The sequence below is a fragment of the Promicromonospora vindobonensis genome, from assembly GCF_042685865.1.
Lineage (GTDB): Bacteria > Actinomycetota > Actinomycetes > Actinomycetales > Cellulomonadaceae > Promicromonospora > Promicromonospora vindobonensis.
The window spans coordinates 382037-404301 of record NZ_JBHUOG010000001.1; the positions used below are offsets into that span (position 1 = coordinate 382037).

Annotated in this window: 20 protein-coding genes; 4 read left to right on the top strand and 16 right to left on the bottom strand. The window is 70.6% G+C overall.

From position 1 onward, the window contains the following. Nucleotides 1–90 precede the first annotated feature (90 nt). From ACFS27_RS01700 to ACFS27_RS01735, 8 genes are all read right to left on the bottom strand, one after another. Nucleotides 91–795: a hypothetical protein gene (locus ACFS27_RS01700; protein ID WP_377179706.1), complete on the bottom strand. Its 705-nt coding sequence runs from the start codon at nucleotides 793–795 to the stop codon at nucleotides 91–93. After that, complete coding sequence (locus tag ACFS27_RS01705) at nucleotides 792–1466, bottom strand: hypothetical protein (RefSeq protein ID WP_377179708.1); 675 nt, start codon at nucleotides 1464–1466, stop codon at nucleotides 792–794. The genes ACFS27_RS01700 and ACFS27_RS01705 overlap by 4 nt, the downstream gene beginning before the upstream one ends. Then, entirely contained in the window at nucleotides 1463–2932 is a 1470-nt protein-coding gene (locus ACFS27_RS01710; protein WP_377179710.1) for a hypothetical protein, read from the bottom strand. Before ACFS27_RS01710 ends, ACFS27_RS01705 begins: the two co-directional genes overlap by 4 nt. 34 nt (nucleotides 2933–2966) lie before the next feature. Next, nucleotides 2967–3248, bottom strand: a complete 282-nt coding sequence (locus ACFS27_RS01715; RefSeq protein ID WP_377179712.1) for a hypothetical protein — start codon at nucleotides 3246–3248, stop codon at nucleotides 2967–2969. A gap of 4 nt (nucleotides 3249–3252) precedes the next feature. Continuing rightward, complete coding sequence (locus ACFS27_RS01720; protein WP_377179714.1) at nucleotides 3253–3549, bottom strand: WXG100 family type VII secretion target; 297 nt, start codon at nucleotides 3547–3549, stop codon at nucleotides 3253–3255. A gap of 342 nt (nucleotides 3550–3891) precedes the next feature. After that, nucleotides 3892–4509 (bottom strand): DUF6580 family putative transport protein, encoded by a 618-nt coding sequence (locus tag ACFS27_RS01725; RefSeq protein ID WP_377179716.1) that lies wholly within the window; start codon nucleotides 4507–4509, stop codon nucleotides 3892–3894. After that, the gene (locus tag ACFS27_RS01730) at nucleotides 4488–4967 is read right to left on the bottom strand and encodes a DUF4430 domain-containing protein (protein WP_377179718.1); all 480 of its coding nucleotides are present in this window, start codon (nucleotides 4965–4967) and stop codon (nucleotides 4488–4490) included. The genes ACFS27_RS01725 and ACFS27_RS01730 overlap by 22 nt, the downstream gene beginning before the upstream one ends. 79 nt (nucleotides 4968–5046) lie before the next feature. Next, complete coding sequence (locus ACFS27_RS01735) at nucleotides 5047–7170, bottom strand: DNA gyrase/topoisomerase IV subunit B (protein WP_377179720.1); 2124 nt, start codon at nucleotides 7168–7170, stop codon at nucleotides 5047–5049. 223 nt (nucleotides 7171–7393) lie between these two features. On the opposite strand from ACFS27_RS01735, the gene ACFS27_RS01740 reads away from it, so the two are divergent. After that, nucleotides 7394–7600: a DUF7455 domain-containing protein gene (locus tag ACFS27_RS01740; RefSeq protein WP_253867690.1), complete on the top strand. Its 207-nt coding sequence runs from the start codon at nucleotides 7394–7396 to the stop codon at nucleotides 7598–7600. Nucleotides 7601–7702: 102 nt separating this feature from the next. Here the strand turns inward: ACFS27_RS01740 and ACFS27_RS01745 are convergent, their stop codons facing one another. The 5 genes from ACFS27_RS01745 to ACFS27_RS01765 form a co-directional block, all read right to left on the bottom strand. Then, nucleotides 7703–10321 (bottom strand): LamG-like jellyroll fold domain-containing protein, encoded by a 2619-nt coding sequence (locus tag ACFS27_RS01745; protein WP_377179722.1) that lies wholly within the window; start codon nucleotides 10319–10321, stop codon nucleotides 7703–7705. Between the two features lie 104 nt (nucleotides 10322–10425). Continuing rightward, nucleotides 10426–10824 (bottom strand): hypothetical protein, encoded by a 399-nt coding sequence (locus ACFS27_RS01750; protein WP_377179724.1) that lies wholly within the window; start codon nucleotides 10822–10824, stop codon nucleotides 10426–10428. A gap of 173 nt (nucleotides 10825–10997) precedes the next feature. After that, the gene (locus ACFS27_RS01755) at nucleotides 10998–12653 is read right to left on the bottom strand and encodes an RNA polymerase sigma factor (protein ID WP_377179726.1); all 1656 of its coding nucleotides are present in this window, start codon (nucleotides 12651–12653) and stop codon (nucleotides 10998–11000) included. Between the two features lie 314 nt (nucleotides 12654–12967). Continuing rightward, nucleotides 12968–13333 carry a universal stress protein gene (locus tag ACFS27_RS01760; RefSeq protein ID WP_377179728.1) on the bottom strand — a complete coding sequence of 122 codons (366 nt, stop codon included), beginning with the start codon at nucleotides 13331–13333 and terminating at the stop codon, nucleotides 12968–12970. A 39-nt stretch (nucleotides 13334–13372) separates the two neighbouring features. Next, nucleotides 13373–14842 carry a DUF4192 domain-containing protein gene (locus tag ACFS27_RS01765; protein WP_377179730.1) on the bottom strand — a complete coding sequence of 490 codons (1470 nt, stop codon included), beginning with the start codon at nucleotides 14840–14842 and terminating at the stop codon, nucleotides 13373–13375. A gap of 28 nt (nucleotides 14843–14870) precedes the next feature. Here ACFS27_RS01765 and ACFS27_RS01770 point away from each other — a divergent pair, with 28 nt between their 5' ends. Both ACFS27_RS01770 and ACFS27_RS01775 read left to right on the top strand, forming a co-directional pair. After that, a complete protein-coding gene (locus ACFS27_RS01770; protein ID WP_377179732.1) occupies nucleotides 14871–15440 on the top strand; it encodes a hypothetical protein in 570 nt (189 codons plus the stop codon). Nucleotides 15441–15449: 9 nt separating this feature from the next. Next, on the top strand, nucleotides 15450–16598 hold the full coding sequence (locus ACFS27_RS01775) for a polyprenyl synthetase family protein (RefSeq protein ID WP_377179734.1): 1149 nt from the start codon (nucleotides 15450–15452) through the stop codon (nucleotides 16596–16598). A 49-nt stretch (nucleotides 16599–16647) separates the two neighbouring features. Here ACFS27_RS01775 and pknB read toward each other — a convergent pair whose 3' ends face one another. Beyond that, nucleotides 16648–18543: a Stk1 family PASTA domain-containing Ser/Thr kinase gene (pknB, locus tag ACFS27_RS01780; RefSeq protein ID WP_377179736.1), complete on the bottom strand. Its 1896-nt coding sequence runs from the start codon at nucleotides 18541–18543 to the stop codon at nucleotides 16648–16650. 117 nt (nucleotides 18544–18660) lie between these two features. Between pknB and ACFS27_RS01785 the strand changes: the two genes are divergently transcribed. Then, nucleotides 18661–19026, top strand: a complete 366-nt coding sequence (locus ACFS27_RS01785) for an Rv2175c family DNA-binding protein (RefSeq protein WP_377179738.1) — start codon at nucleotides 18661–18663, stop codon at nucleotides 19024–19026. A 6-nt stretch (nucleotides 19027–19032) separates the two neighbouring features. On the opposite strand, the gene ACFS27_RS01790 is transcribed toward ACFS27_RS01785, so the two are convergent. Further along, entirely contained in the window at nucleotides 19033–20394 is a 1362-nt protein-coding gene (locus ACFS27_RS01790; protein WP_377179740.1) for a class II 3-deoxy-7-phosphoheptulonate synthase, read from the bottom strand. A gap of 31 nt (nucleotides 20395–20425) precedes the next feature. Continuing rightward, on the bottom strand, nucleotides 20426–21652 hold the full coding sequence (locus tag ACFS27_RS01795) for a pyrophosphate--fructose-6-phosphate 1-phosphotransferase (RefSeq protein WP_377179742.1): 1227 nt from the start codon (nucleotides 21650–21652) through the stop codon (nucleotides 20426–20428). Nucleotides 21653–22265: the final 613 nt, after the last annotated feature.

A 22265-nucleotide genomic window follows, 5' to 3' on the forward strand; every position in this document is an offset into this window, starting at 1 on the left:
GGTACGTCAGGGGTGCAGCACGTCGGTGGGACGCGCCAGGACTGGGACGCGCCAGGACTGGGACGCGCCAGGACTGGGACGCGCCGGCGCTCACGCCGAGCCGGGGACCTTCCGCTCCGGCAGGTTGGCGATGTCCGTCCCCGGACCCGCCCAGCGGAAGGTGCCCATCACCGCGTCGAAGAAGAAGACCAGCGCCTCCGCGAGCCGTTCGGTGTCGTGGCTGTTCCAGATCGTGCTGAAGGACATGGCGAGCCATTCGCCCTCGACGTCGTCGCGCGAGACCACGTACAGCACCTGGCGGGTGGAGACCACCGGCCAGTCGCCGTCCTGCTGCACCTCGTGCGAGGTCGCCAGGACGCGGACGCCGGGCCGGCCGTCGATCTCGACCAGGTCGCTCTCCTCGTACCCGTCGGCGAGGATGCTGGTCGCGACCGCCACGGGATCGCGGCCGGGATCGCTGGTGAACTCCAGCTCGGTGATGGAGGCGGGGACTATCGTCCCGTTCATCGGCTCGGTCGGGAGGTAGACCGCTCCGCTGCCCGCGTCGCGCGCGCTGTCGAGGGTCCGGCGGAGCTGGTCGCGCAGCATGTGTCGGTGCGGCTCCGCCGTGTCCCGGGGCAGGTCGCTGGGCAGCGCTCTCGCGACCACCTCCTCGATCGCGTCGTCCAGCTCGCGGGCACGGCCTTCCCCCGTGGGAAAACGCGCCCACCCGGGTGGCAGCAGCATGACCCAGCTGTCGGTCGGCTTCCCGATCCCGAGGGCGTCGCCCGGCGTGCCGTTGCGTGGTTCGCTCATGGTGCGCTCCGGGTGATCTGCACGGCGGGCAGAAGCTCGTCGAACAGCTCCACCATCGCCGCGACGAGGAACAGGTCGACGGTGCGCCACACCAGCACGGTGTCCACGACGGCGTCGTGATGCTCGACGCGCCGGCCGACGGCGACGCTCATCCAGGCAGTCCCGGCCTCGTCGATGTCGAGGCGGACCACCCGCACGCCGTCACCGTCCGGCAGGTCCAGGTGCTCGATGTTCGGGGGCGCGGACGGGCTGCCGCCCGTCGCGCCCAGCGCGGCCATGAGGCCGTCGTCCGGCTCGGCCGGGTCGCTCACCCCCACGGCGACCAGCACCGGGACGGGCCCGTTCCCCAGCACCCCGATGGCGCCGACGACGCGGTTCCCGCCCGGCGCCATACCGTCGGCAAAGGCCCGGAGGTTCGCCACCGAGTCGACCGCGAGCTGGTCCAGCTCGGCGCGCCCGGCATCGTCCAGCTCTACCGTCTCGCCGGCCTCGTCCGGGCGCGGCTCGACCGACTCCCGGACGATCGCGGTGGCCTCCTGCTCCCACTCCGCGATCTCGTCGGGATCGTCGAGCCCGGTCGCCGGGACCACGAGCCAGCCCGTGGGCGGCTCGATCCGCCAGGTCCAGCCCGAGACCTCGACGCCGGTGAGGTCGTCGCTCTGCGTGGTCATAGGTTTTTCTGATCCGAGTAGTGGCGGGAGTAGTCGTAGTCGCGCCAGCCGTAGAGGCTCCAGCGCGGGTCGGTGAGGTTGAAGTTCGAGGGGTTGAGCAGGCTGAACGGCCGCATGCCCCAGGAGAACGTGTACGAGATGGGCCCGATGTACATCCAGGGCTTGATCGCGAAGCCGCCGACACCGATCTGGCCGAGGGCGGCGCTGATCTTCTGCACGTCCTTGATGTCGCTGATGCCGATGAGTCGGTCCCAGCGGTAGTCGCCGCGCGGCCACATCGACTTGATGCGGCTGATGTCGTTCTTGAACCAGGCGCCCAGCTTGCTGAAGTCGCCCTTGACCCACGCGTTCGGTTTGCCGATCTGCCACCAGCCGGGCGACACGCTGGTCTTGCCGGCGAAGTCCTGCCAGCCACGTAGCCTGGCGCCCAGTGGACCGATCTTGAAGCTCAGTGCGGAGATCTGGCGCGCGACGTTCGGCATCGCGCCGATCGTCAGGATGTTGCGCAACCATTCCCGGTCTCGCATCAGGTTCTGCATCGTCCTGGTCTGGTTGCCGAGCGACCCGGCGCCCTTGGACAGGAGCCCGGCCTGCACGTTCTTGAGCGAGCCGGCCATCTTTGCGGCTACCCCGATCAGACCCAGGCTGAGCACGCCGACGATGACGCTCAGCCAGCTGCCCTCGCCCTGGACGGCGAGGATGAAGCTGGCGGCGACCGAGATCACCGTGGCGACCACGCTGAGCAGGGTGAGGATGCCCAATCCCGGGATGAGGATGCTCAGCACGGCGAGCGCCATCCCGATGTACATCAGGATCTCGACGATCTTCTTGAGGATCTTGTTCAGCTGGTGCAGGAACTTCTCCCAGCCGCTGTGCTTCAGACCGTCGTCGCCCCAGTTCTCCCGGATCTTGCGGGCCGCGGCGTCGGCGGCCGTGTCGAACGCGCCCATCGCGGCGACGGCTCTGGCCTTGGCCGCGGCAAGGTCCTGCTTCGCGTCCTCGATCTTGCCTGCCCGGTTCGAGGAGGCCTGCCGGTCCTTCTCCGTGAGCTCTGGCGCGTCGTCCGGCCGGTCGGCGTTCACCGGGTCGGGCATGCCCGCCGCCGCGGTCTGGGCGCCCGCGGCGTCCTGCGCGTCCTTGAGGGCGAGACCGGTCTCGGAGCGCGCGGTCTCCAGCGCGGGCTTGTACGTACGCAGCGCGTCCCGGACATCGGCGTACCGGCCGGCCGCCTTGTTCAGCGCGTCGGCGCTCTCGCGCGACCGCTTCCGCATGGCATCGGCGGCCACGCCCTTGAGCAGCGTCTCGTCACCGTCGCCGATCTTCTTGAGCAGCTTCGCCTGGGTCTCCATCTGCGTCGTGATGCTCTCGTAGTGCCTGATCACCTCATCCAGGCCAGAAGCCTCCGCCGGGACGGGGTCCGAGTCATAACCGAGCAGATGCCAGTCCCCGCCCCGGACAGCGCTCATCAATCCTCTTCCTGTCGTGTTGCTGCGTGTCTCGCTACTGCTCGTCGAAGGACTTCGCCAGCTCGACCTCGAGGTCGTTCCACTGCTCGGACGCCTGCTTCATCTTCTTCTGCAGGTCCGAGAGGTTCGTGGTCAGCTTCTCCCGCTTGACCCACCAGTTTTCGATGAAGTCGTCCATCGCGCTCTTCACCGTGTCGTGGCCCCAGAGGGAGCCGTCGCCCCACAGCTTGTCCATGCTCTTGAACTCGTCAACGATCGCCGCCAGCTGCTGCTCGGCGTCGTCCAGCGCGATCGAGGTGACGACGAGGTCGGGCACGGGACTACTTGTTCAGCGCGTTGGCGAGTTCCTCGTCGGTCTTGCGCAGTGCCTCGGCGGCCTGCTTGAGGTACTCGCCGATGCCGGTGAGACCCTCCATGACCTGCTTGCCACCCTTGTCGAGCTCCTGGTACGACTCGTCGAACCGCTTGGACGACTTGTCGGTCACGTAGCCGTCCTGCACCAGGTTGCTGACCATCGAGCGGAGCTGGTCCAGCTTGCCTCGCATGTCGTCGGACTCCTGCTTGATCCGCTGCGCGGCGTCTTCCATCTCCTGGAAGGTCACCTTGATGTTGGCCATGGCAGAACCTCTCGCTCGCATGTCGTGGACTCGTGCTTCGCAATCGTCACCAATGGGACCAACCGGGCGGCCAAGCGGACGTGAACACCGGACAAACGGCACACGACGCACCAACGACGGGTCCCGATTTCACCCGGGGACCCGTCGTCTCAATGCGAAAAAGTGCCCCTCACCAGGGGATTTGCCGAGGAAACCTGGACAGTCCGTTCAGGGCCCTGACCCGATAGCGTCCCGGAGACGACTTCGGTCGGTTGACGTGAGATCGGTCCGACAACGGACCGATCTCACGTCAACCGACCGAAGTCAGCCGAGCCATCACCAATCAGCCGAACGGCGTCGGCTCTAGCCCTCCACCGTCGTCGGCGCGGCGACAGCGGCCACCTCGGCACGCTCCACCAGGGAGGCGACGAGCGCGGCGAGCGGCACGAGCACCAGGTTGCCCAGGAGCATGGTGCGCAGGAACGGCAGGCCCGCGACGTAGCTGGCGACCAGCCCGTCCAGGGTCGCCGGGTACATGCCGTCCATCAGCCAGACGCCGAAGTTGGTCCACGCGAAGAACCACAGCGAGCCGGCCACGCCCACGCCGAACGCTGCGGCGTAGCGGGCAGGGCCGCGCAGGTTGCGCGCGAGGATCGCACCGAGGCCCACCACCGCCCATGCCGACCAGGTGAACCACATGATCTGGGTGTTGCCCAGCACCGCGTCGCTGACGGCCACCACGGCGAACGGCACCACGGCCGCCCAGCGGTTGCGCAGCAGCAGCACCGCGAGGAACGTCGCGGCGGTGGCGATCTCCAGGTTCGGCGGCGCGCCCAGGCCGGGAGCGACCAAGCGCCACGCGACCGCGGCGGTCAGCACCAGCACGACCGTCGCCGGGCGCCACCAGCGGTGCGCGAGCTCCCTGACGGTCAGGTCGCGCCCCTGGTCGCCGGCCGGTGTCAGTACGTCTCGAGTGTCCACGTGATCTCCTGACCGTCCTCGGTCTCCAGTGTGCCCGCCCCGACCTGCGCGGGCTCGCCGTCCACGGACAGCGCCCAGAACTCGCTCTTGGAGTCGTCCGCTGCGCGACCCCCGATGGCGGTCACGAAGGCGTTCTCGCCCTCTCCGCTGACCTCGGCGGACGGGTCCGCCTCAAGCAGCAGCTCGAGCGCGGTGGCGCCGGTGCGCCCCGCGTAGCTGAGCGTCTCGGCAGCGCCGGCCGGCGAGTCAGAGTCCGACGGAGAGGCAGTGCCCGACGGCGAAGCGCTGCCCGACGGCGAAGCGCTGCCGGGGGCGCCGTCCGCAGGCGCACTGGCCGTCGCCGTGGCCTGCGTCCCTGGCTCGGCGGTGGCGCCGCAGGCCGCGAGCAGGCCCGTCAGGAGAAGTGCGGCAGCCGCCGCACCGAGGGCCCGGATCGGGCGGGCAGAAGTCGTGTTCACGCTGGCGAGTGTAGGTCGGCCCGTGCGGCCCGGCGCGGCCGTCCCAGCCCTCGGCGGACCGCGTCCGCTGGCCTCCGGGTCAGACGTCGATGCGCGAGCGGTCCAGCTCGGCCGCACCGGCGATGAGGAACTCCTTGCGGGGCGCCACGTCGGTGCCCATCAGGAGCTCGAAGGCGCGCTCGGCCGCCTCGGCGTGCTCAGCGGTGACCCGGCGCAGCGTGCGGAACCGCGGGTCCATCGTGGTCTCCGCGAGCTGGTCGGCGTCCATCTCGCCCAGGCCCTTGTACCGCTGGATGTCCGGCTTGTAGCGCCGCCCCGCCTTGTCGAGCTTCTTCAGCGTGGCACCCAGCTCGGCCTCGGAGTACGTGTAGATGTACTCGTTCTTGCGCCGGCCGTTGCCGATCACCTCGACGCGGTGCAGCGGTGGGACCGCAGCGAACACGCGCCCGGCCTCGACCATGGGCTTCATGTACCGGTAGAAGAGCGTCAGCAGCAGCGTGCGGATGTGCGCACCGTCCACGTCGGCGTCGGTCATCATGATGATCTTGCCGTAGCGGGCGGCCTCGAGGTCGAAGGACCGGCCGGAGCCCGCTCCGAGCACCTGGATGATCGCCGCGCACTCCGCGTTGCGGAGCATGTCGCTGATCGACGCCTTCTGGACGTTGAGGATCTTGCCGCGGATCGGCAGCAGCGCCTGGAAGTCGCTGGACCGCGCGAGCTTTGCGGTGCCGAGCGCGCTGTCGCCCTCGACGATGAACAGCTCGGAACGGTCCACGTCGTTCGAGCGGCAGTCGGCGAGCTTGGCGGGCAGCGAGGAGGTCTCCAGCGCGTTCTTGCGGCGCGAGATCTCCTTCTGCTTCCGGGCCGTGATGCGGGCGCGCATCTCGGCGACGACCTTGTCGAGCAGCAGGGAGGCCTGCGTCTTCTCGTCGCGCTTCGCGGAGGTCAGGCGCTCCTGGATCTCCTTCTCGACCACCCGGGAGACGATCTGGCGCACCGGGCCCGTGCCCAGCACCTCCTTGGTCTGCCCCTCGAACTGCGGCTCGGAGAGCCGCACGGTGACCACGGCGGTGAGGCCGGCGAGCACGTCGTCCTTCTCGATGCGCTCGGCGCCGTCCTTGGTGGAGACCTTGAGCTTGCGCGCGTTGGTCTCCACGCCCTTGCGGATCACCTTGAGCAGACCCTGCTCGAACCCCGTCAGGTGGGTTCCGCCCTTGGGCGTCGAGATGATGTTGACGAAGGAACGAACCTCGGTGTCGTAGCCGGTGCCCCAGCGCAGCGCGATGTCCACCTCGCAGTCGCGCTGCAGCTCGCGCGGCGACATGTGGCCGCGCTCGTCCAGCACCGGGACGGTCTCCTTGAACGTGCCGGAGCCCTGCAGGACCCACGTCGCCGTGACCGGCGAGTCGGGGGCGAGGAACTCCACGAAGTCGGCCGCGCCGCCGCTGTGCTTGAAGACCTCCTCGTGCGGCCCGTCCTCGCCCGGCGTGCCGGGCAGCCCGCGCTCGTCGCGCACCCGGATCTCGAGGCCGGGCACCAGGAAGGTCGTCTGGCGGACACGGGTGACCAGCTCGTCGTAGCTGAACACCGCGGACTTGGGGAAGATCTGCCGGTCGGCCCAGTAGCGCACACGGGTGCCCGTACGGCCGCGCGGCACCTTGCCCACCACGCCGAGCTCGGAGTGGTCCACGAACGGCTGGAACGGCGAGTCCGGGCCGGGCCCGGCCGCCGGGTCGGAGAAGGTCCCCGGCTCGCCACGGTGGAAGGTCATGCCGTAGGTCTTGCCGCCGCGGTCCACCTCGACGTCGAGGCGTGCGGACAGCGCGTTCACCACGGAGGCGCCGACGCCGTGCAGACCACCGGACGCCTGGTAGGAGCCGCCGCCGAACTTGCCGCCTGCGTGCAGCTTGGTGAAGACCACCTCGACGCCGGTCAGGCCCGTCTTGGGCTCGACATCGATCGGGATGCCGCGACCGTCGTCGGTCACCGTGACGGACGTGTCGGCGTGCAGCACGATGCCGATCTTGGTGGCGTGCCCGCCCAGGGCCTCGTCGACGGAGTTGTCGATGATCTCCCAGAGGCAGTGCATCAGGCCACGGGAGTCGGTGGTCCCGATGTACATGCCGGGACGCTTGCGAACCGCCTCGAGACCCTCGAGGACGGACAGGTGGCGAGCGGTGTACGACTCGGACGTTGCGGTCACGGCGACAGCGTAGACGAGGTCACCGACAACCTCGGTGAGGCGCTCCCTCGGCACCTCCGGTTGACGCCTCTGGGGAGCCAGGTTTCACCCCATGACGGAAATTACCCTTTCAGCGCAATTGGGGGCGGATGGCCTCCAACACTGTGAGACACGCCGCTATGCTCGCAGCGAACCGGCCACCCGGGCTGGCATGAACCGCGCGAGCGAATGGTTGGATGGAGATGTGACGACCTTGACGACCGAACCGCTCACCGCCCTCGACCGCTGCGACCGCTGCGGCGCCCAGGCCTACGTGCGTGTCGTTCTGCCCGTAGGCGAGCTGCTCTTCTGCGGCCACCACGCCCGTGCACACGCGTCCGCCTATGCGGACATCGCCACCCATGTCCAGGACGAGACCGACCGGCTCCACGCGGAGCACGGCCAGGCCTGAGCCCAGGCCGGACACCCACCGGACCGTTAGACGAAAGACGGCGGTGAGCCACCCTGTGAGGTGACTCACCGCCGTTGTCATGCCCAGCGGGGCCCAGCGGGATCAGCCCGCCGCGAGCTCCGCGACCTCGGCGTCGGACAGCGCCCGGTCGAAGACCCGGACGTCGTCGACGTCGCCGCGCAGGTGGTCGACGTCGTTGCTGCCGTACTGACCGCGGCCGATGACGAGGGAGCCCTCGGTGGCAGGCGCCATGCAGACGTCCTGGGTGGCCACCTGCTCGCCGTCGACGTAGAGGGACAGCTCACCGGCCTCCGCGTCGCGCACACCCGTCAGGTGGTACCAGCGGCCAGGCTCCGGCTTGGTGGGCGACAGCGCCCGCGCGCCGATGAAGCTCATCGCCCAGCGCTGGTCCTGGCCCGAGTACTGCAGGAAGAACGCGCTGTTGCCGCCGGTGTCCTGGCTGACCACGGTCTGGAAGCCGCCGTCGGCCACATCGAGCATTGCCCACGCCGAGACGCTGTAGGAGCCGTCGGTGCGCACCAGGGACTGCCCCGTGTCGGCCTCGCCCGCGCCGTCGAACGACAGGCCACCGCCTGTCACGCCGTCGGTCCAGGTGGTGCCGGTCAGGGTGGCGTCGGCGTCGCCGACGCCGTCCGCCGCCGTGGCGCCGGTACCCTCGTCGAAGCCCCACGAGTGCACACCGGCCAGGCCGGGCGTGCCCGGGTCGACGACGGGTGGCTCTCCGCCCGAGCCGTCGGCCCCCTCGATGATCCTCTCGTTCACGGCGCGCACCTGCGCGAAGTCCATCTTCTCCACCTGCCTGTCATAGGTGAAGAAGCCGTTGACCTCGTGCTCCACGTCCGTGATCTGCGTGTAGACCGAGCCGCTGATCCCGCACTGCAGGGCGGCGGTCAGCACGTCCTCCTGGTTCTCGACGTACCGACGGGTGAGCGTCGCGACGTCGGGTGTCATCTCGTACGCGTGCCCCTCCCCGAACCACATGTGGCCGTCCACCTCGAGGCCGAACCCGCCGTGCTCCCCGTCGAGGGAGGCCCGCGTGGCGTCCGGAACCGGCTGGGCCGGGCCGACGTACTGGTGCCAGTCGATGATGTCGCCCTCGCCGCTGTCGCCGAGCGAGTCGCAGCAGTTCACGCCGGAGTGCGCGTTCACGAGCCGCGTCGGGTCCTGCTCCTTGACCTCGCGGGCGATCCGCCCGGTCGCCTCCTTGGACCACTCGCCCCAGCCCTCGTTGAAAGGCACCCAGCCGATCACGGAGGTCCAGCTCGAGTGCTGCTCGATCATCTCGTCCAGCTCGCGCTCGAACCGCTCCTGCGCCTCGGCCGGCGGGCGGCCGGTCTTCATGGACGGCATGTCCTGCCACACCAGCAGCCCGAGGCGGTCGGCGTGGTAGAACCAGCGGTCCGGCTCCACCTTGATGTGCTTGCGCACGGTGTTGAAGCCCAGCTCCTTGTGCTTGACGAGGTCGAACGCCAGCGCCTCGTCCGTCGGGGCCGTGTAGATCCCGTCCGGCCAGTAGCCCTGGTCGAGCGTGGACTGCAGGAACAGGACCTCGCCGTTGAGCGTGATGTGGTTGCGCCCGTCCTCGCCCTTCGCGACCCCGATCTCGCGCATGCCGAAGTACGAGCCGACGGTGTCGACGACCTCGCCCTCCGCATCAAGGACACGTACCTGCAGGTCGTAGAGGTACGGGTCGTCGGGCGTCCACAGGTGGGCGTCCGGCAGCCGTACGGAGACCTCCTCGCCGACGGCGCCGGTGGTGCGCGCCACCACCTTCCCCTTCGTCGCACGGTCGCCGTCGACCCCGACGCCGCCCCCGCGCACGACGACGTCGACGGTGCTGCCGTCGGCCGCCTCGCTGCCCTCCACCGTGAGGGCCAGGGTGCTCGTGTCGATGTCCGTGGTCAGGTCCAGGTGCTCGGCGTGGGCTCCGGCCACCGGTTCCATCCAGACCGTCTGCCAGATCCCTGAGGCCGCCTCGTAGAAGATGCCGCGGTCGGGCACGTTGCGCTGCTTGCCCACGGGCTGCCACGTGGCGTCCGTACGGTCGGTGACGCCGACCAGCACCTCCTGCGGGCCCGACGTCGTCAGGGCGTCCGTGACGTCGGCGGAGAACCGGCCGTAGCCGCCCTCGTGGTGGGCCACCTCCTGACCGTTCACCCACACCGTCGCGGTGTGGTCCACCGCGCCGAAGTTGAGCAGCACGCGCTGGCCAGCGGTGCGCCAGGACCGGGGCACCTCGACCGTGCGGCGGTACCACATGAGATCCTCGTGCCGGTCGATGCCCGACAGCTCGGACTCCGTCGGGTACGGCACAAGGATCTCCTCGGCGAGGCTCTCGCCGAACGGAGGGGCCTCGCCCTCCGTCGCGCCCGCGAACTCCCACAGGCCGTTCAGGTTGGCCCAGCGGTCGCGCGTCAGCTGCGGCCGGGGGTACTCCGGCAGCGCGTTGTCCGGCGTGACCTCCTCGGTCCACGGCGTGGGCAGGTGCGCGTCGGTGACCGGCCACCCGGCCTCGTTACCGTCGGCGGGGGTTGCCGCCGGTGCCGTGGCGGCCGGTGCGGAGGTACCCGGCACGACGGCGAGCACGGCGCCCGTGGCGAGGGCCACGAACACCGCGCCGAGCCGGCGTCGGGCTGCGCCCGGCGCGGCTGGTCCGGAGCGGGCGAAGGGCTGTCTGCGGTGCGACCTTGCTAGCGACATCGGCGTCACCTTCCTGGTCCGAGCACGGATGGCAGCATTGCCAGGAATTACCGTAACGGCACAGCGCGGCGTCGCCTACCCGCATTGGGGCTATTGCTATTGAGCTATTTCTTCGCGGACACCGTGCCCGCCCAGGAGCCCCGGAAGCCGAGGGTGGTCCGCCATCCCTCGGCCGTCTTGGTCAGCGTGCGCGTCGTGCCCTTGGTCGACACCGCCCGCATGGTCTTGATCTGCCCGCTCGAGTAGCGCGCGGTGATCGTGACCGACTTGACCCAGCTGAGCCGAAAGACGCTCTTCGCCTTCTTCTGCGTGAACGTCCCCGTCCACGACGTGTTCGGGTTGCTCGGCGCCCGTGCCGAGTAGGGGTCCGCCACGTGCGCGAGGTGGGACTGCGCGGCCGTGCCGAAGGCGTCCTGGTTGTTCGCGGTGCCCCCGGAGCTGCCGCCACGCCCCGACGACGCGAAGTACGGCGTCTCCGCGATGCCGTCCGACGCGTTTCGCACTATCGAGACCGTCGTGGCGTCGTCCTGGCGGGTGGCGTCGACCGCCGCCCGCCACGTCGCGCCCGCCTCGCCGCCGTACGCGCTCGTACCCCAACATCGGGCACATTTCCATACGACGACGCCGGGCGGGTGAGCTTCCGCAGAAGATCACCCGCCCGGCGTCGAGGTTCTACCTAGTCGAGGTAGTCGCGCAGCACCTGCGACCGCGATGGGTGGCGGAGCTTCGACATCGTCTTGGACTCGATCTGGCGGATGCGCTCGCGCGTCACACCGTAGACCTTGCCGATCTCGTCGAGCGTCTTGGGTTGGCCGTCCTGCAGGCCGAACCGCATGGAGACCACACCGGCCTCACGCTCCGAGAGCGTGTCGAGCACCTGGTGGAGCTGCTCCTGCAGGAGCGTGAACGACACGGCGTCGGCCGGCACGACAGCCTCGGAGTCCTCGATGAGGTCGCCGAACTCGCTGTCGCCGTCCTCGCCGAGCGGGGTGCTCAGCGAGATGGGCTCGCGACCGTACTTCTGGACCTCGACCACCTTCTCAGGGGTCATGTCCAGCTCCTTGGCCAGTTCCTCCGGCGTGGGCTCGCGGCCCAGGTCCTGGAGCATCTGGCGCTGCACACGGGCCAGCTTGTTGATGACCTCGACCATGTGCACCGGGATACGGATGGTGCGGGCCTGGTCGGCCATGGCTCGCGTGATCGCCTGGCGGATCCACCAGGTGGCGTACGTCGAGAACTTGTAGCCCTTGGTGTAGTCGAACTTCTCGACCGCACGGATCAGACCGAGGTTGCCCTCCTGGATCAGGTCCAGGAACAGCATGCCGCGGCCCGTGTAGCGCTTGGCCAGCGAGACCACGAGTCGGAGGTTGGCCTCCAGCAGGTGGTTCTTGGCCCGCTTGCCGTCGTGCGCGATCCACTTGAGGTCGCGCTCGAACCGGCGCTGGTCCTTGTCGGTCCGGTCGAACTCCGTGGTGGCGAGTCGCTCCTCCGCGAACAGGCCGGCCTCGATGCGCTTCGCGAGCTCGACCTCCTGCTCCGCGTTCAGCAGCGCGACCTTACCGATCTGCTTCAGGTAGTCCTTGACCGGGTCGGCCGTGGCACCGGCCGTGACGACCTGCTGCGCGGGCTGGTCGTCGTCGTCCTTGTCGGAGACGACGAAGCCTGCGCTCTCGTCGCCTTCCTTCGCGGCCTTGCCACCGCGGCCACGGGTGGCCTTGGTGACGATCTCGGGACCGGAGTCGGTCTCTTCCTCGGGCTCGTCGACGGCGACGCCGTCGGGCTCGATGTTGTCGTACTTCGACTTGCCGCGAGCGGCGGGCTTCTTGGCAGCTGTCTTGGCCGCCGGCTTCTTCCGGGCGCTCGTAGCGGTCTCGTCGACGTCGTTCAGCTCGGCCTCGTCGACGTCGTCGACGTCCTTCGGCTTCGCGGTGGAACGCGCGGGGGCCTTCTTGGCGGCCGTCGTACGGGTACGCCGAGCGGGCTTGGCGGAGGCATCGGTGTCGCCGTCGGCGGGTGCCTTTGCGGCGACAGCGGTGGAGCGGGTCGCCGCGGCGGCGGCCACCTTCGTCACGGTGGGCAGTCCAACCTGCACACCGGCGTTGGCCAGTGCACGCAGCACCGCCTTGAGCCGCTTGGCGTCACCGACCTCCGCGGTCTCGCATGCACGCCGGAAGTTCTCGGCGTCGACCGAGCCGTCGGCGGCGCCGCGAGCAAGGAGCTCCTGCAGGGCAGGATGCTCGAACTCACGGGGCAGGTTGTCGCGTGCAGGGACAGGAGCGATGTCCTGGGGGGCTTTCAGCGGAGTGGGCGCCACAAACCGACCTTTCGGCATTCGAGGGGGCGGTGTACCGCCGACGGGGCCTTCACTGGACCTTCTGCTTCCGTCGGCGAACATATATATTGTACCGTCGACCTCCATGTCTGCCGCGACGAACGCGGCGATATGGACAAAGTCAGTGCGAAGTCACGTCCGGCGGGGCAGCCCCGCAGGTGGATCTGAATTTCGCGTGCCAAGAGTCAACGAACCAGGCAGCCACACCATTCCCGGTCCGTCTGATCTGCCCTGGACCAGGGGCGGGACGGCTCGGGACGGCCCAGGCCCGACACGGGATCTCACCCGGTCGGATGCCCGAGCCGGCTACCCGATCAGACCTTGACGGCCAGCACCGGGCACGGCGCCTCGACAAGAATTCGCTGGGCGCCGGCGCCCAGGATGAGCTTGCCGACCGGGCTCCGCTTGCGCAGGCCGATCACGATCAGGTCGGCGGCCGTGCTCGTCGCGGTGCGGATCAGGTCCTCGGCCAGGTCGCCGGTGCCGAGCTCTACGCGCACCTCGACCTCGCCGGCGAGCCGGCTGACCAGCTCGTCGGTCTCGGCCTTGCACTCGTCCGCTGGACGCTTGCTGTTGGTGACGACGACCAGCGGCACCTCCCGCTCCCTGGCTTCGGTGACAGCAGTACGCAGAGCCTCTTGGCCCTCGGGCGTGGCGAGGTGGCCGACGACGATCGTCATGTCGACCGACGCTACCCCACGCCACGCCCGGACCGGGCCTCACACGGCCGCCGCCTCCCCCTGGTCCGGCTCGCCGAGGTAGGAGCCACGTTCCCGCCGCACCCAGCCGGGCGGGACACCCCCGACGATCGCCCCGCGCAGCAGCAGCGCGAGCCGGTAGTCCGGGTCCACACCGAGCGCGTCCGAGACCCGCTCGGCGGCCAGCCCGCCGTCGCCGTGCCACCACGCGATCAGTGCCAGCAGCAGGTAGGCCGGAGCACGCCGGTTCCGGGGCACGTGCGTGACCACAGCCTCCAGCACGTCACGTGCCGCCCGCGTGATGCTCTCGTCCGGAGGCACCCCCTGTACCGGGTCGACGATCCGGGCCATGACGGACCCCGTCGCCGTGTCGGTGTCGTGGTCCGCCCGCCGGCGGGCGGTACGCAGCGCCGTCTCCTCCGTGCCTGGCGCCAGGCTCAGCAGGACCGCGTCCCGTACCGGTGTGTCCGCGAGCGCCGCACCGATCTTCCCGAGGTCCACCGGCGACAGCACGGCGGGCTGCCCTGGCCCCGCGGCGGCTGCGACCCGCAGGGCGGAGCGCCACAGGCCAAGGCTCTCCGCACCCCACTCCCCCAGTGCCCGCTCGGCGCGCAGGACCTGCGACGGCGCCGCTCGCCGGTCGCGTGCGGCCCCCGAGCGTCGTCCGGTGCGCTCGATCGGCGTGGCGCCGTCGATCGGGCCCCCGCCGTCAGGGAACCTCGTTCCGTTCAGGAGCTGTCGGTAGGTGTCGGTCCAGCGGGCCGCCGCCCGGCGTGCCTGGGTGCGGGCCACCTCCGGCGCCGGCCGCAGGGCGTACCGCTCCTCCCTTGTGCCTGCCACGGTGCGGCCCTCCAGCACCATGTGGGCGGCGACGCGGCTGCCCTGCAGCGCGGTGAGCGGCCGGCCCTCGGCCGGGCAGCACATCGGGTCGGCGCAGTCGAGCGCCCGGAAGCCCGTGGGGGCGACGAGCCACACCTCCGTCCCGGGGAGCCGTCGCTCGAGCCGCGCTCGCAGCAGGTCCACGGCGCGCCGGGCGGCGCCCGTCGGCACGGTCGGGTCGGTGGCGGTGTAGAGGACCACGACGGCGCGGTCGGCGCCGTCGGCCAGCACGTGGTCGGTGAGCCAGCGCGCGGTCGCCGCACCGTCGGGTCCGTCCGGGTCGTCCGGCTGGCGCAGGCGGAGGTCGTCGAGGTCGACCCGCGCGACGAGCCCGACGCGCTGGCGGGGTCCGGTCAGGCTGACCGCGACGACGGACTCGGCCGGCTCGAAGCCGAGCCGGTAGGGGATGTAGGCGAGCAGGTCCTCGGGTCCGGCGACGCGGACGACCGTCGCGGTCGGCACCGCCGGTCGCCGGCCGAGGTTCTCTGACGTGGTGTCCTTGGGGTTCATGTGGTCGATCCCAGCCGCCCCGGGCGGCGGCGGCGCGGCCAGGAGAACCGTGTGGACAACGAATCCGATGTGGTCGCGCTCCGCCCCCTGCACTGTCGTCACGAGGGTCTCTCCGGCTACGGTGTCCGACGTGCCTCACCTCGCCACAGCCCGTCGCACGGCAGCGCTCGTCGCCGCCGTCGGGCTGGCGTTGGCGACAGCGGGATGCGGAGCGGGGACCGAGCCTCCGGCATCGGCAGCTACCGCGTCGGGCACCCCGGAACCCCGGTCGGCCGTGTCCGGTGGGCCAACGGAGCTGCCGACCTTCGACCCGTCGTCAGCGGTCGGCACCTACGCGGAGGGGTTCCCGCCCGACCTGTTCCCGATGCCGAAGGACGCCCTCCTGCTCGCGTCGTCGGCGAGCCCGGCGCCGGCCCCTCGGGACTCGAAGGCCAAGAGCACCCCGATGACGCAGGTGACGCTCAACCTGTCGTCGAGCCTGCCGACGAAGAAGCTCGTCGCGCAGGTCAAGAAGGTCCTGGTCGGTCAGGGCTTCGAGCAGATCGAGGCGCCGGACTCGGGCGGTCTCAGTGCGCAGACGGCGTTCCTGCGCGTCTCCGAGGCCAAGGCCGGGGAGGTCCAGGAGTCGCTCATCGTGGGCGTGCTCGACGACGGCGAGCGGCGTCTCGCCTCGATCAGTGGCACCGTCCGCACCCCATAGGCTGGGGCCGTGTCCGTCTCATCCGCCCGTACCGGCTCCCTGAATCCCGCTGCCCTGCTCGACGCCGAGAACCTCCGCGCCGACGTCGACGCCGCCGTGACAGCTCACCTCGACCGGCTGGCGGCCGAGGTGAGCGCGATCAGCCCGAGCGCCGAGGTCCTGGTCAAGGAGGCAGCCGGCCTGCTCATGGGCGGCAAGCGGCTGCGGGCCGCGTTCTGCTACTGGTCGTTCCGGGCGCACGGGGGCGCCGCCGACGCAACGGACCCGGCCCGGATCGCCGCGGTCCGGGTGGGGGCGGCGCTCGAGCTGTTCCAGGCGGCGGCGCTGCTGCACGACGACGTGATGGACAACTCCGACACGCGCCGCGGCCGCCCGACTGCGCACCGGGCGTTCGCCGCCACGCACGCCGGGTCCGGCTGGTCCGGCGAGGCGGTGCGGTTCGGCGACGCCGCAGCGATCCTGCTCGGTGACCTCGTGCTCCTCGCTGCCCAGCGCGAGCTGTCGGCGGCGCTCGCACCGCTGCCGGACGATGTCGCCGAGGCGGCACGTGCTCGCTTCGACGTCATGCAGAGCGAGGTGGTCGTCGGCCAGTACCTGGACGTGCTGGTCCAGGCGGAGCCCTGGGGCGCAGACCCCGCCTCGGACGAGGATCGCGCCCGGAAGGTGCTGCGCGCCAAGACCGCCAGCTACTCGGTGGCCGCGCCGCTGGCGCTCGGCGCGCTGCTGGCCGGCCGGGGTGCGCAGGCAGCCGCCGGGATCGAGGCGGCGGGGCTGCCCCTCGGCGAGGCCTTCCAGCTGCGGGACGACGTGCTCGGCGTCTTCGGTGACCCGGCCGTCACGGGTAAACCGGCCGGCGACGACCTGCGCGAGGGCAAGCGCACGGTCATCGTGGCGCGCACCCTCGCGCTGCTGCCCGATGCCGACGGGCCCGAGGCCGCTACGCTGACCGCCGCGCTGGGCGACCCCGACCTGTCCGAGGAGGACGTCGCCCGGGTGCGTGAGGTCATCGTCGGCTCGGGTGCGCTGGACGCGGTCGAGCAGCTCATCGCGGACCTGTCCGTCCGCGCCCACGCGCTGCTGGACCTTGCGCACCTGACGGAGCCCGGCCGCGGCGTGCTGACCGACCTCGCCCACGCCGCCGTCGACCGGTCAGCCTGACCGGTCAGCCTGACCGGCCGGACACGCCGCCAGGTCCGTCACCCGGTCGTCACCAGGTCCAGACGGTGACCTCTCCGCCCTGCTTCAGGTGCTTGCCGGCGGCCGGCTTCGTCTCGGTGACACCGTCGCCGAACAGCTCGCCGAAGCCGCGCAGAGCCACCGTGTAGCCGGCCTCCTCGAGCGTCGCCTGGGCGTCCTCGACCGACATCCCTACGACGTCGGGCACCGTGCCCTCCGGGCCCTGGCTGACGACGATCGTCACGGTGCTTCCCTGCTGGGCGCCGGCCCCGCCGGCCGGCTCGGTACCGAGCACCGTGCCCGCGGGGACCTTCTCGTCGAACCGCTCCTGCCGCTGCACGTCGAAGTCATCGGCCTCCAGCGTTCCCGTGGCCTCGTCCGCGCCGAGGCCGACGACCTCCGGGACCGTGACCGGTGGCGGCCCGTCCGACACGGTGAGCCGCACGTGCTCGTCCGTCGGCACCATGTCGCCGTCCCGGACCGAGGCCCAGATGACCTCGTCCCGTGCGCCGTCGTTCGTGTACTCGCGCGAGACCTCGACGTCGGTGAGGCCCGCTTCCCGCAGCGCGGCCTGCGCTGTCTGCCCCGTCATGCCGACGAGGCCGGCGGGTACCTCGGCCAGCTCCTGCCCGAGCGAGATCACGAGACGAACCCGCTCGTCGCGTTCCCAGCGCTGCCCCTCGTCGGGGACCACCGAGATCACCTCGCCCTCCGGCACCTCGGAGTCGTACTGCTCCACGCTCGACGGCGTGAACCCCGCCTCGGTCAGCGCCTCCTCGGCCTGCTGCGCGGCGACACCGACGACGCCGTCGGGCACCACCGCGTAGGCGCCCGGTCCACGCTCCGTGTACCACCAGGCGCTGAACAGGACCGCCACGACCGCGACGGCGAGCAGCACCTTGCGCCCGCGCCGCGGACTCCGTGCCGGCGGAGGCGGAGGTGGCGGCTGCTGCGGGCGCTGAGCCGCCCAGCGTCCAGCCGCCGGCCGCTCCACCACGGCGGTACGTGCCGCCTTCACGGCGGCCTGCGACGGCGGCGGTGCCGCGCTCGCGGGGATGTCGAGCACCTCGTTCGGGATCTGCTGGAACGTGTTGCGCAGGGCGTCGAGCGCCACGGCGGCGTCGCTCGGACGCCGGTCCGGGTCGCGTGCCGTGAGGGCGCGGACCAACAGGTCCAGCGGGCGCCCCAGGTGGCCTGCGAACGCGCTCACGGGCGGCACGTCGGTGTTGACGTGCGCGTACGCGACCTGGATCGGCCCCTCGCCCGCGTGCGGAAGGCGACCGGTGAACAGCTCGAACGCGAGGATCCCCACGGCGTACACGTCGGCGCGCGCGTCGACGTGCCCGGTCGAGATGGTCTCCGGCGCGAGGTAGGCGACGGTACCGAGCACCGTGCCCGTCGTGGTGTTGGACACCTCGGAGATGGCGCGCGCCAGGCCGAAGTCGGCCACCTTGGGGCGCCCCGTGCCCTGCTCCAGCAGCACGTTCTCCGGCTTGATGTCGCGGTGCACGATCCCCTTGGCGTGCGCGGCCGCGAGCGCCGACAGCACCACGTCGAGGACGGCGAACGAGCGGCGCAGCGTCAGGTCACCGTCGCGGATCAGCTGGCGCAGGTTGGTGCCGGGCACGTACTCCATGGTCAGATAGCGCATGTCACCGTCGGTGCCCTGGTCATAGACCGCAACGACACCGTGGTGCTGCAGGCCGGCGGCCGAGCGGGCCTCACGCTCGAAGCGCTGCAGGAAGCTCGCGGCCTGATCCCCCTCCGCCAGGTGCGGGTGCATCACCTTGAGGGCGATCTCCCGGTTCAGGCGGTTGTCGTGCGCGCGGTACACCGTGGCCATGCCACCACGCGCCACGCGCGCGACGATCTGGTACCGCCCGTCGACCAGGCGGCCGATGAGAGAGTCTGCCGTCACCTGAGCCACGCTGGGAGTGTACGGGGGACCGCCCACGCTCCGACTGAAACTCGCATAGTGGACAGGATGCCGTTGCCGGATCGTTGCGGCGTCACGGGGCAGCGCCCCGTCGCATACCCTTCTACCGTGACAGATCTCGACGCCCTCGTTGGCGAATGGCTGAACCTGCCCGACCTCGCCGAGGCCCTCGACATCGAGGTCGGCAAGGCTCGCGGCCTCGTCCGCGACCAGCACGTCGTCGGCCTCAAGCGCGGTGAGCGGACCATCTTCCAGGTCCCCGCCAAGTTCGTGCTGCCGGAGGTCGACGGCCGCCCCGGCGTGATCCCGACGCTGCGCGGCACGGTGATCGTGCTGTCGGACGCCGGGTTCACCGATGCGGAGATCATCGAGTGGCTGTTCACGCCGAACGACGAGCTCGGTGAGCAGCCGGTCGACGCCCTGATCAACGGCAAGCGCGCCGCCGTCCGCCGGGTGGCGCAGACGCTGCTCTGACGGTCCTTACCGGCGGAGCATCTCCGCGACCTGGAACGCCAGCTCCAGTGACTGCTGGTGGTTCAGGCGCGGGTCCACGAGCGTCTCGTAGCGCAGTGCGAGCCCCGCGTCGGAGATCTCCTCGCTGCCGCCGAGCACCTCGGTGACGTCGTCGCCGGTGAGCTCCATGTGCAGGCCGCCAGGGACCGTACCCAGCGCGCGGTGCACCTCGAAGAATCCGGCGACCTCGTCGAGCACGTCCGTCAGGCGGCGGGTCTTGTACCCGCTGTCCGAGGTGATGGTGTTGCCGTGCATCGGGTCGGTCACCCACGTGACGTTCGCGCCGGACCAGGTCACGGCCTCGACGATGCTGGGCAGCACTTCCCGGACGCGACCGGCGCCCATGCGCGTGATGAACGTGAGCCGGCCGGGGACGTTGTCAGGGTTCAGCCGCTCGGTGAGCGCCAGCGCGTCGTGCGGCGTCGTCGTCGGCCCCAGCTTCACGCCGATCGGGTTGGCGATGCGGGACATGAAGTCCACGTGGGCGCCATCGAGCTGGCGCGTGCGCTCCCCGATCCACAGGAAGTGCGCACTGGTGTCGTAGGCGCGACCCGTGCGCTGGTCGGTACGGGTCAGCGCGCGCTCGTAGTCGAGCACCAGGGCCTCGTGGCTCAGGAAGAACTCGACGGAGCGCAGCGCGTCGAAGTCGGCCCCGCACGCGTGCATGAACCGGATGGCGCGGTCGATCTCGTCCGCAGTCTTCTCGTACCGGGCGTAGGCGGGGTTGCGCATGAAGCCCCGGTTCCACTCGTGCACCTGGCGCAGGTCGGCGAAGCCGCCCTGCGTGAAGGCGCGGACCACGTTCGCCGTGGCCGCCGAGATCCGGTAGGCCTGTTCGAGCCGCTCCGGGTCGGGCAGGCGGTCGGCCGACGTGAACGGGAACCCGTTGATCATGTCGCCGCGATAGGCGGGCAGCGTCACGCCGTCGCGCGTCTCCGTGTCGCTGGAACGCGGCTTGGCGTACTGGCCGGCCATGCGGCCCATCTTCACCACCGGCGTGCTCGCGCCGTGCGTGAGCACCACCGCCATCTGCAGGATGGTGCGGACCTTGTTCCGGATGCGGTCGGCGTTCGCCTCGGCGAACGTCTCCGCGCAGTCCCCGCCCTGGAGCAGGAACGCCTCGCCCCGACCGGCGGCGGCGAGCCGCTCGGTCAGGGTGTCGGCCTGTGCGGGCACCACGATGGGCGCGGCCTGGGCCAGGCGGCCCGTCGCGGCCGCCAGCGCGGCTGGGTCCGGCCACGTCGGCTGCTGGAGTGCCGTGAGCGTGCGGTAGTGGTCGAGACCCGCCGGCCCTGCCGACCGTTCGGCCGGATCTGTGACAGTGCTCATCGGCTCGCCGCTAGTGGTGCCCGCACCGCGCTCAGTGCTCCGTCGGGGCGGCCGGCACGAGCGGCTGGCCGATGTCCGCGAGGATCTGCCCGAACCACTCCTGCGAGACGTCGAACGCCTTGCCACCGGCGATGCGGGGGAACGCGATCGCCTTGAGGCGGTCGCCGTCCTCCTCGTCGTGGCCGATGACGCCGGACTCACCACGCAGCGCACACTCCACCGCGTAGTCGGTCATCGACTTGATGAGGCGCAGGTCGTCGCTGTTCGCGGCCGCGGCGCGCGAGTAGTAGCCCGACTTCTGCACCATCGTCTTCTCGGCGCCCAGCTTCTCCGCGAACTGCTTCGCGAACCACTGGCCCGGGTTGATCGTGTCGAGCTTCACGTGCCCGAACGGGTCGCGCTCCACGGTCTCGCCGGCCGCCTCGAGCTGCGCCACGATCTCGTGCATGCCCGCACCCTCCGAGAGGAAGATGTTGACGTTGCCGATCTCGTCCATGACGCCGCGCAGGCGCTTGGCCTCGCCCTCGAGGTCGATCTCCAGCTCCGGCAGGAACACGGCGTGCACGTCCCAGCGCTCGCGGGACAGGCCCAGGGCGGGGGCCCACTCCTGCTCGTCGAGCCACTCGCGGTACTTGCCGGCCGTCGCGGCGGTCAGCCAGCCGCAGTGCCGGCCCATGACCTCGTGCACGATCAGCATGCGCGGGCCCACGCGGTTCTCGCCGATGACGTTGGCCGCGAACTTCGCGCCCTCCTCGGCTGCTGTCCACGCGCCGAGCGACTGCTTGATCGGCACCACGTCGTTGTCGATGGTCTTCGGCAGGCCCACGACGGTGAGCTCGTAGCCGTTGTCGTGCAGGTAGGCGGCGAGGTCGGCGGCCGTCGTGTTGGTGTCGTCACCACCGATGGTGTGCAGCACGTCCACGCCGTCGGCCTTGAGCTGCTCCGCGGCGACGTGCAGCGGGTCCTGGCCCTCCTTGACGAGACCACGCTTGACCGCGTCCTTGACGTTGGTCAGCTTCACGCGCGAGTTGCCGATCGGCGAGCCGCCGAAGCGGTGCAGGACCGGAGCCTGCTTGCGGGCCTCCTCGTCGATCTCGATCTTGTTGCCCGTCAGCAGGCCGTGGTAGCCGTGCAGGTAGGCAATGATCTCGATCTCGGGGTCGAGCTCTGTGTAACGCTCGATCAGGCCACCAACCGAGGACGACAGGCAGGGCGCGAAACCGCCGGCGGTCAGCAGGGCCACACGACGAACAGCCATCGGAGGAGTACCTCTCATCGGGGAAAGTTCACGGGAACCACGACCGGCGATCGCCCGCGCGGCACCCTTCGTCGTCATCCTACTGACGGCCGGGCCCCGCGCCCGGCACGTCCGGTGAATGAGCACACCGTGGTCAGGGTGGTCAGGGTGGTCAGGGTGGTCAGGGTGGTCAGGGCCCGCAGCGCACCACCTACGCGCCCGACCGCACGCTGCACGTCGTCCCGGCTCCGCAAGGGCGGCGCACCAGCGCCCAACCGCAAGCTGCACGTCCATCCAGCAGCGCACCAGCGCCCAACCGCAAGCTGCACGTCCATCCAGCAGCGCACCAGCGCCCAACCGCAAGCTGCACGTCCATCCAGCAGCGCACCAGCGCCCAACCGCAAGCTGCACGTCCATCCAGGGCTCGAACCGAAGGTTGCTGGTCACAACAAGCACTGATCGACGTGCAGCGTGCGGTTGGGCCGCGTGAACGACGCCCAACTTGCGGTTCGACACCGGTCGACGGCAGGAAGAACGGCCAAGCTGCGGTTCGACGGCAGTCGACGGCAGGAACGACGCCCAACTTGCGGTTCGACGGCAGTCGACGGCAGGAACGACGCCCGACTTGCGGTTC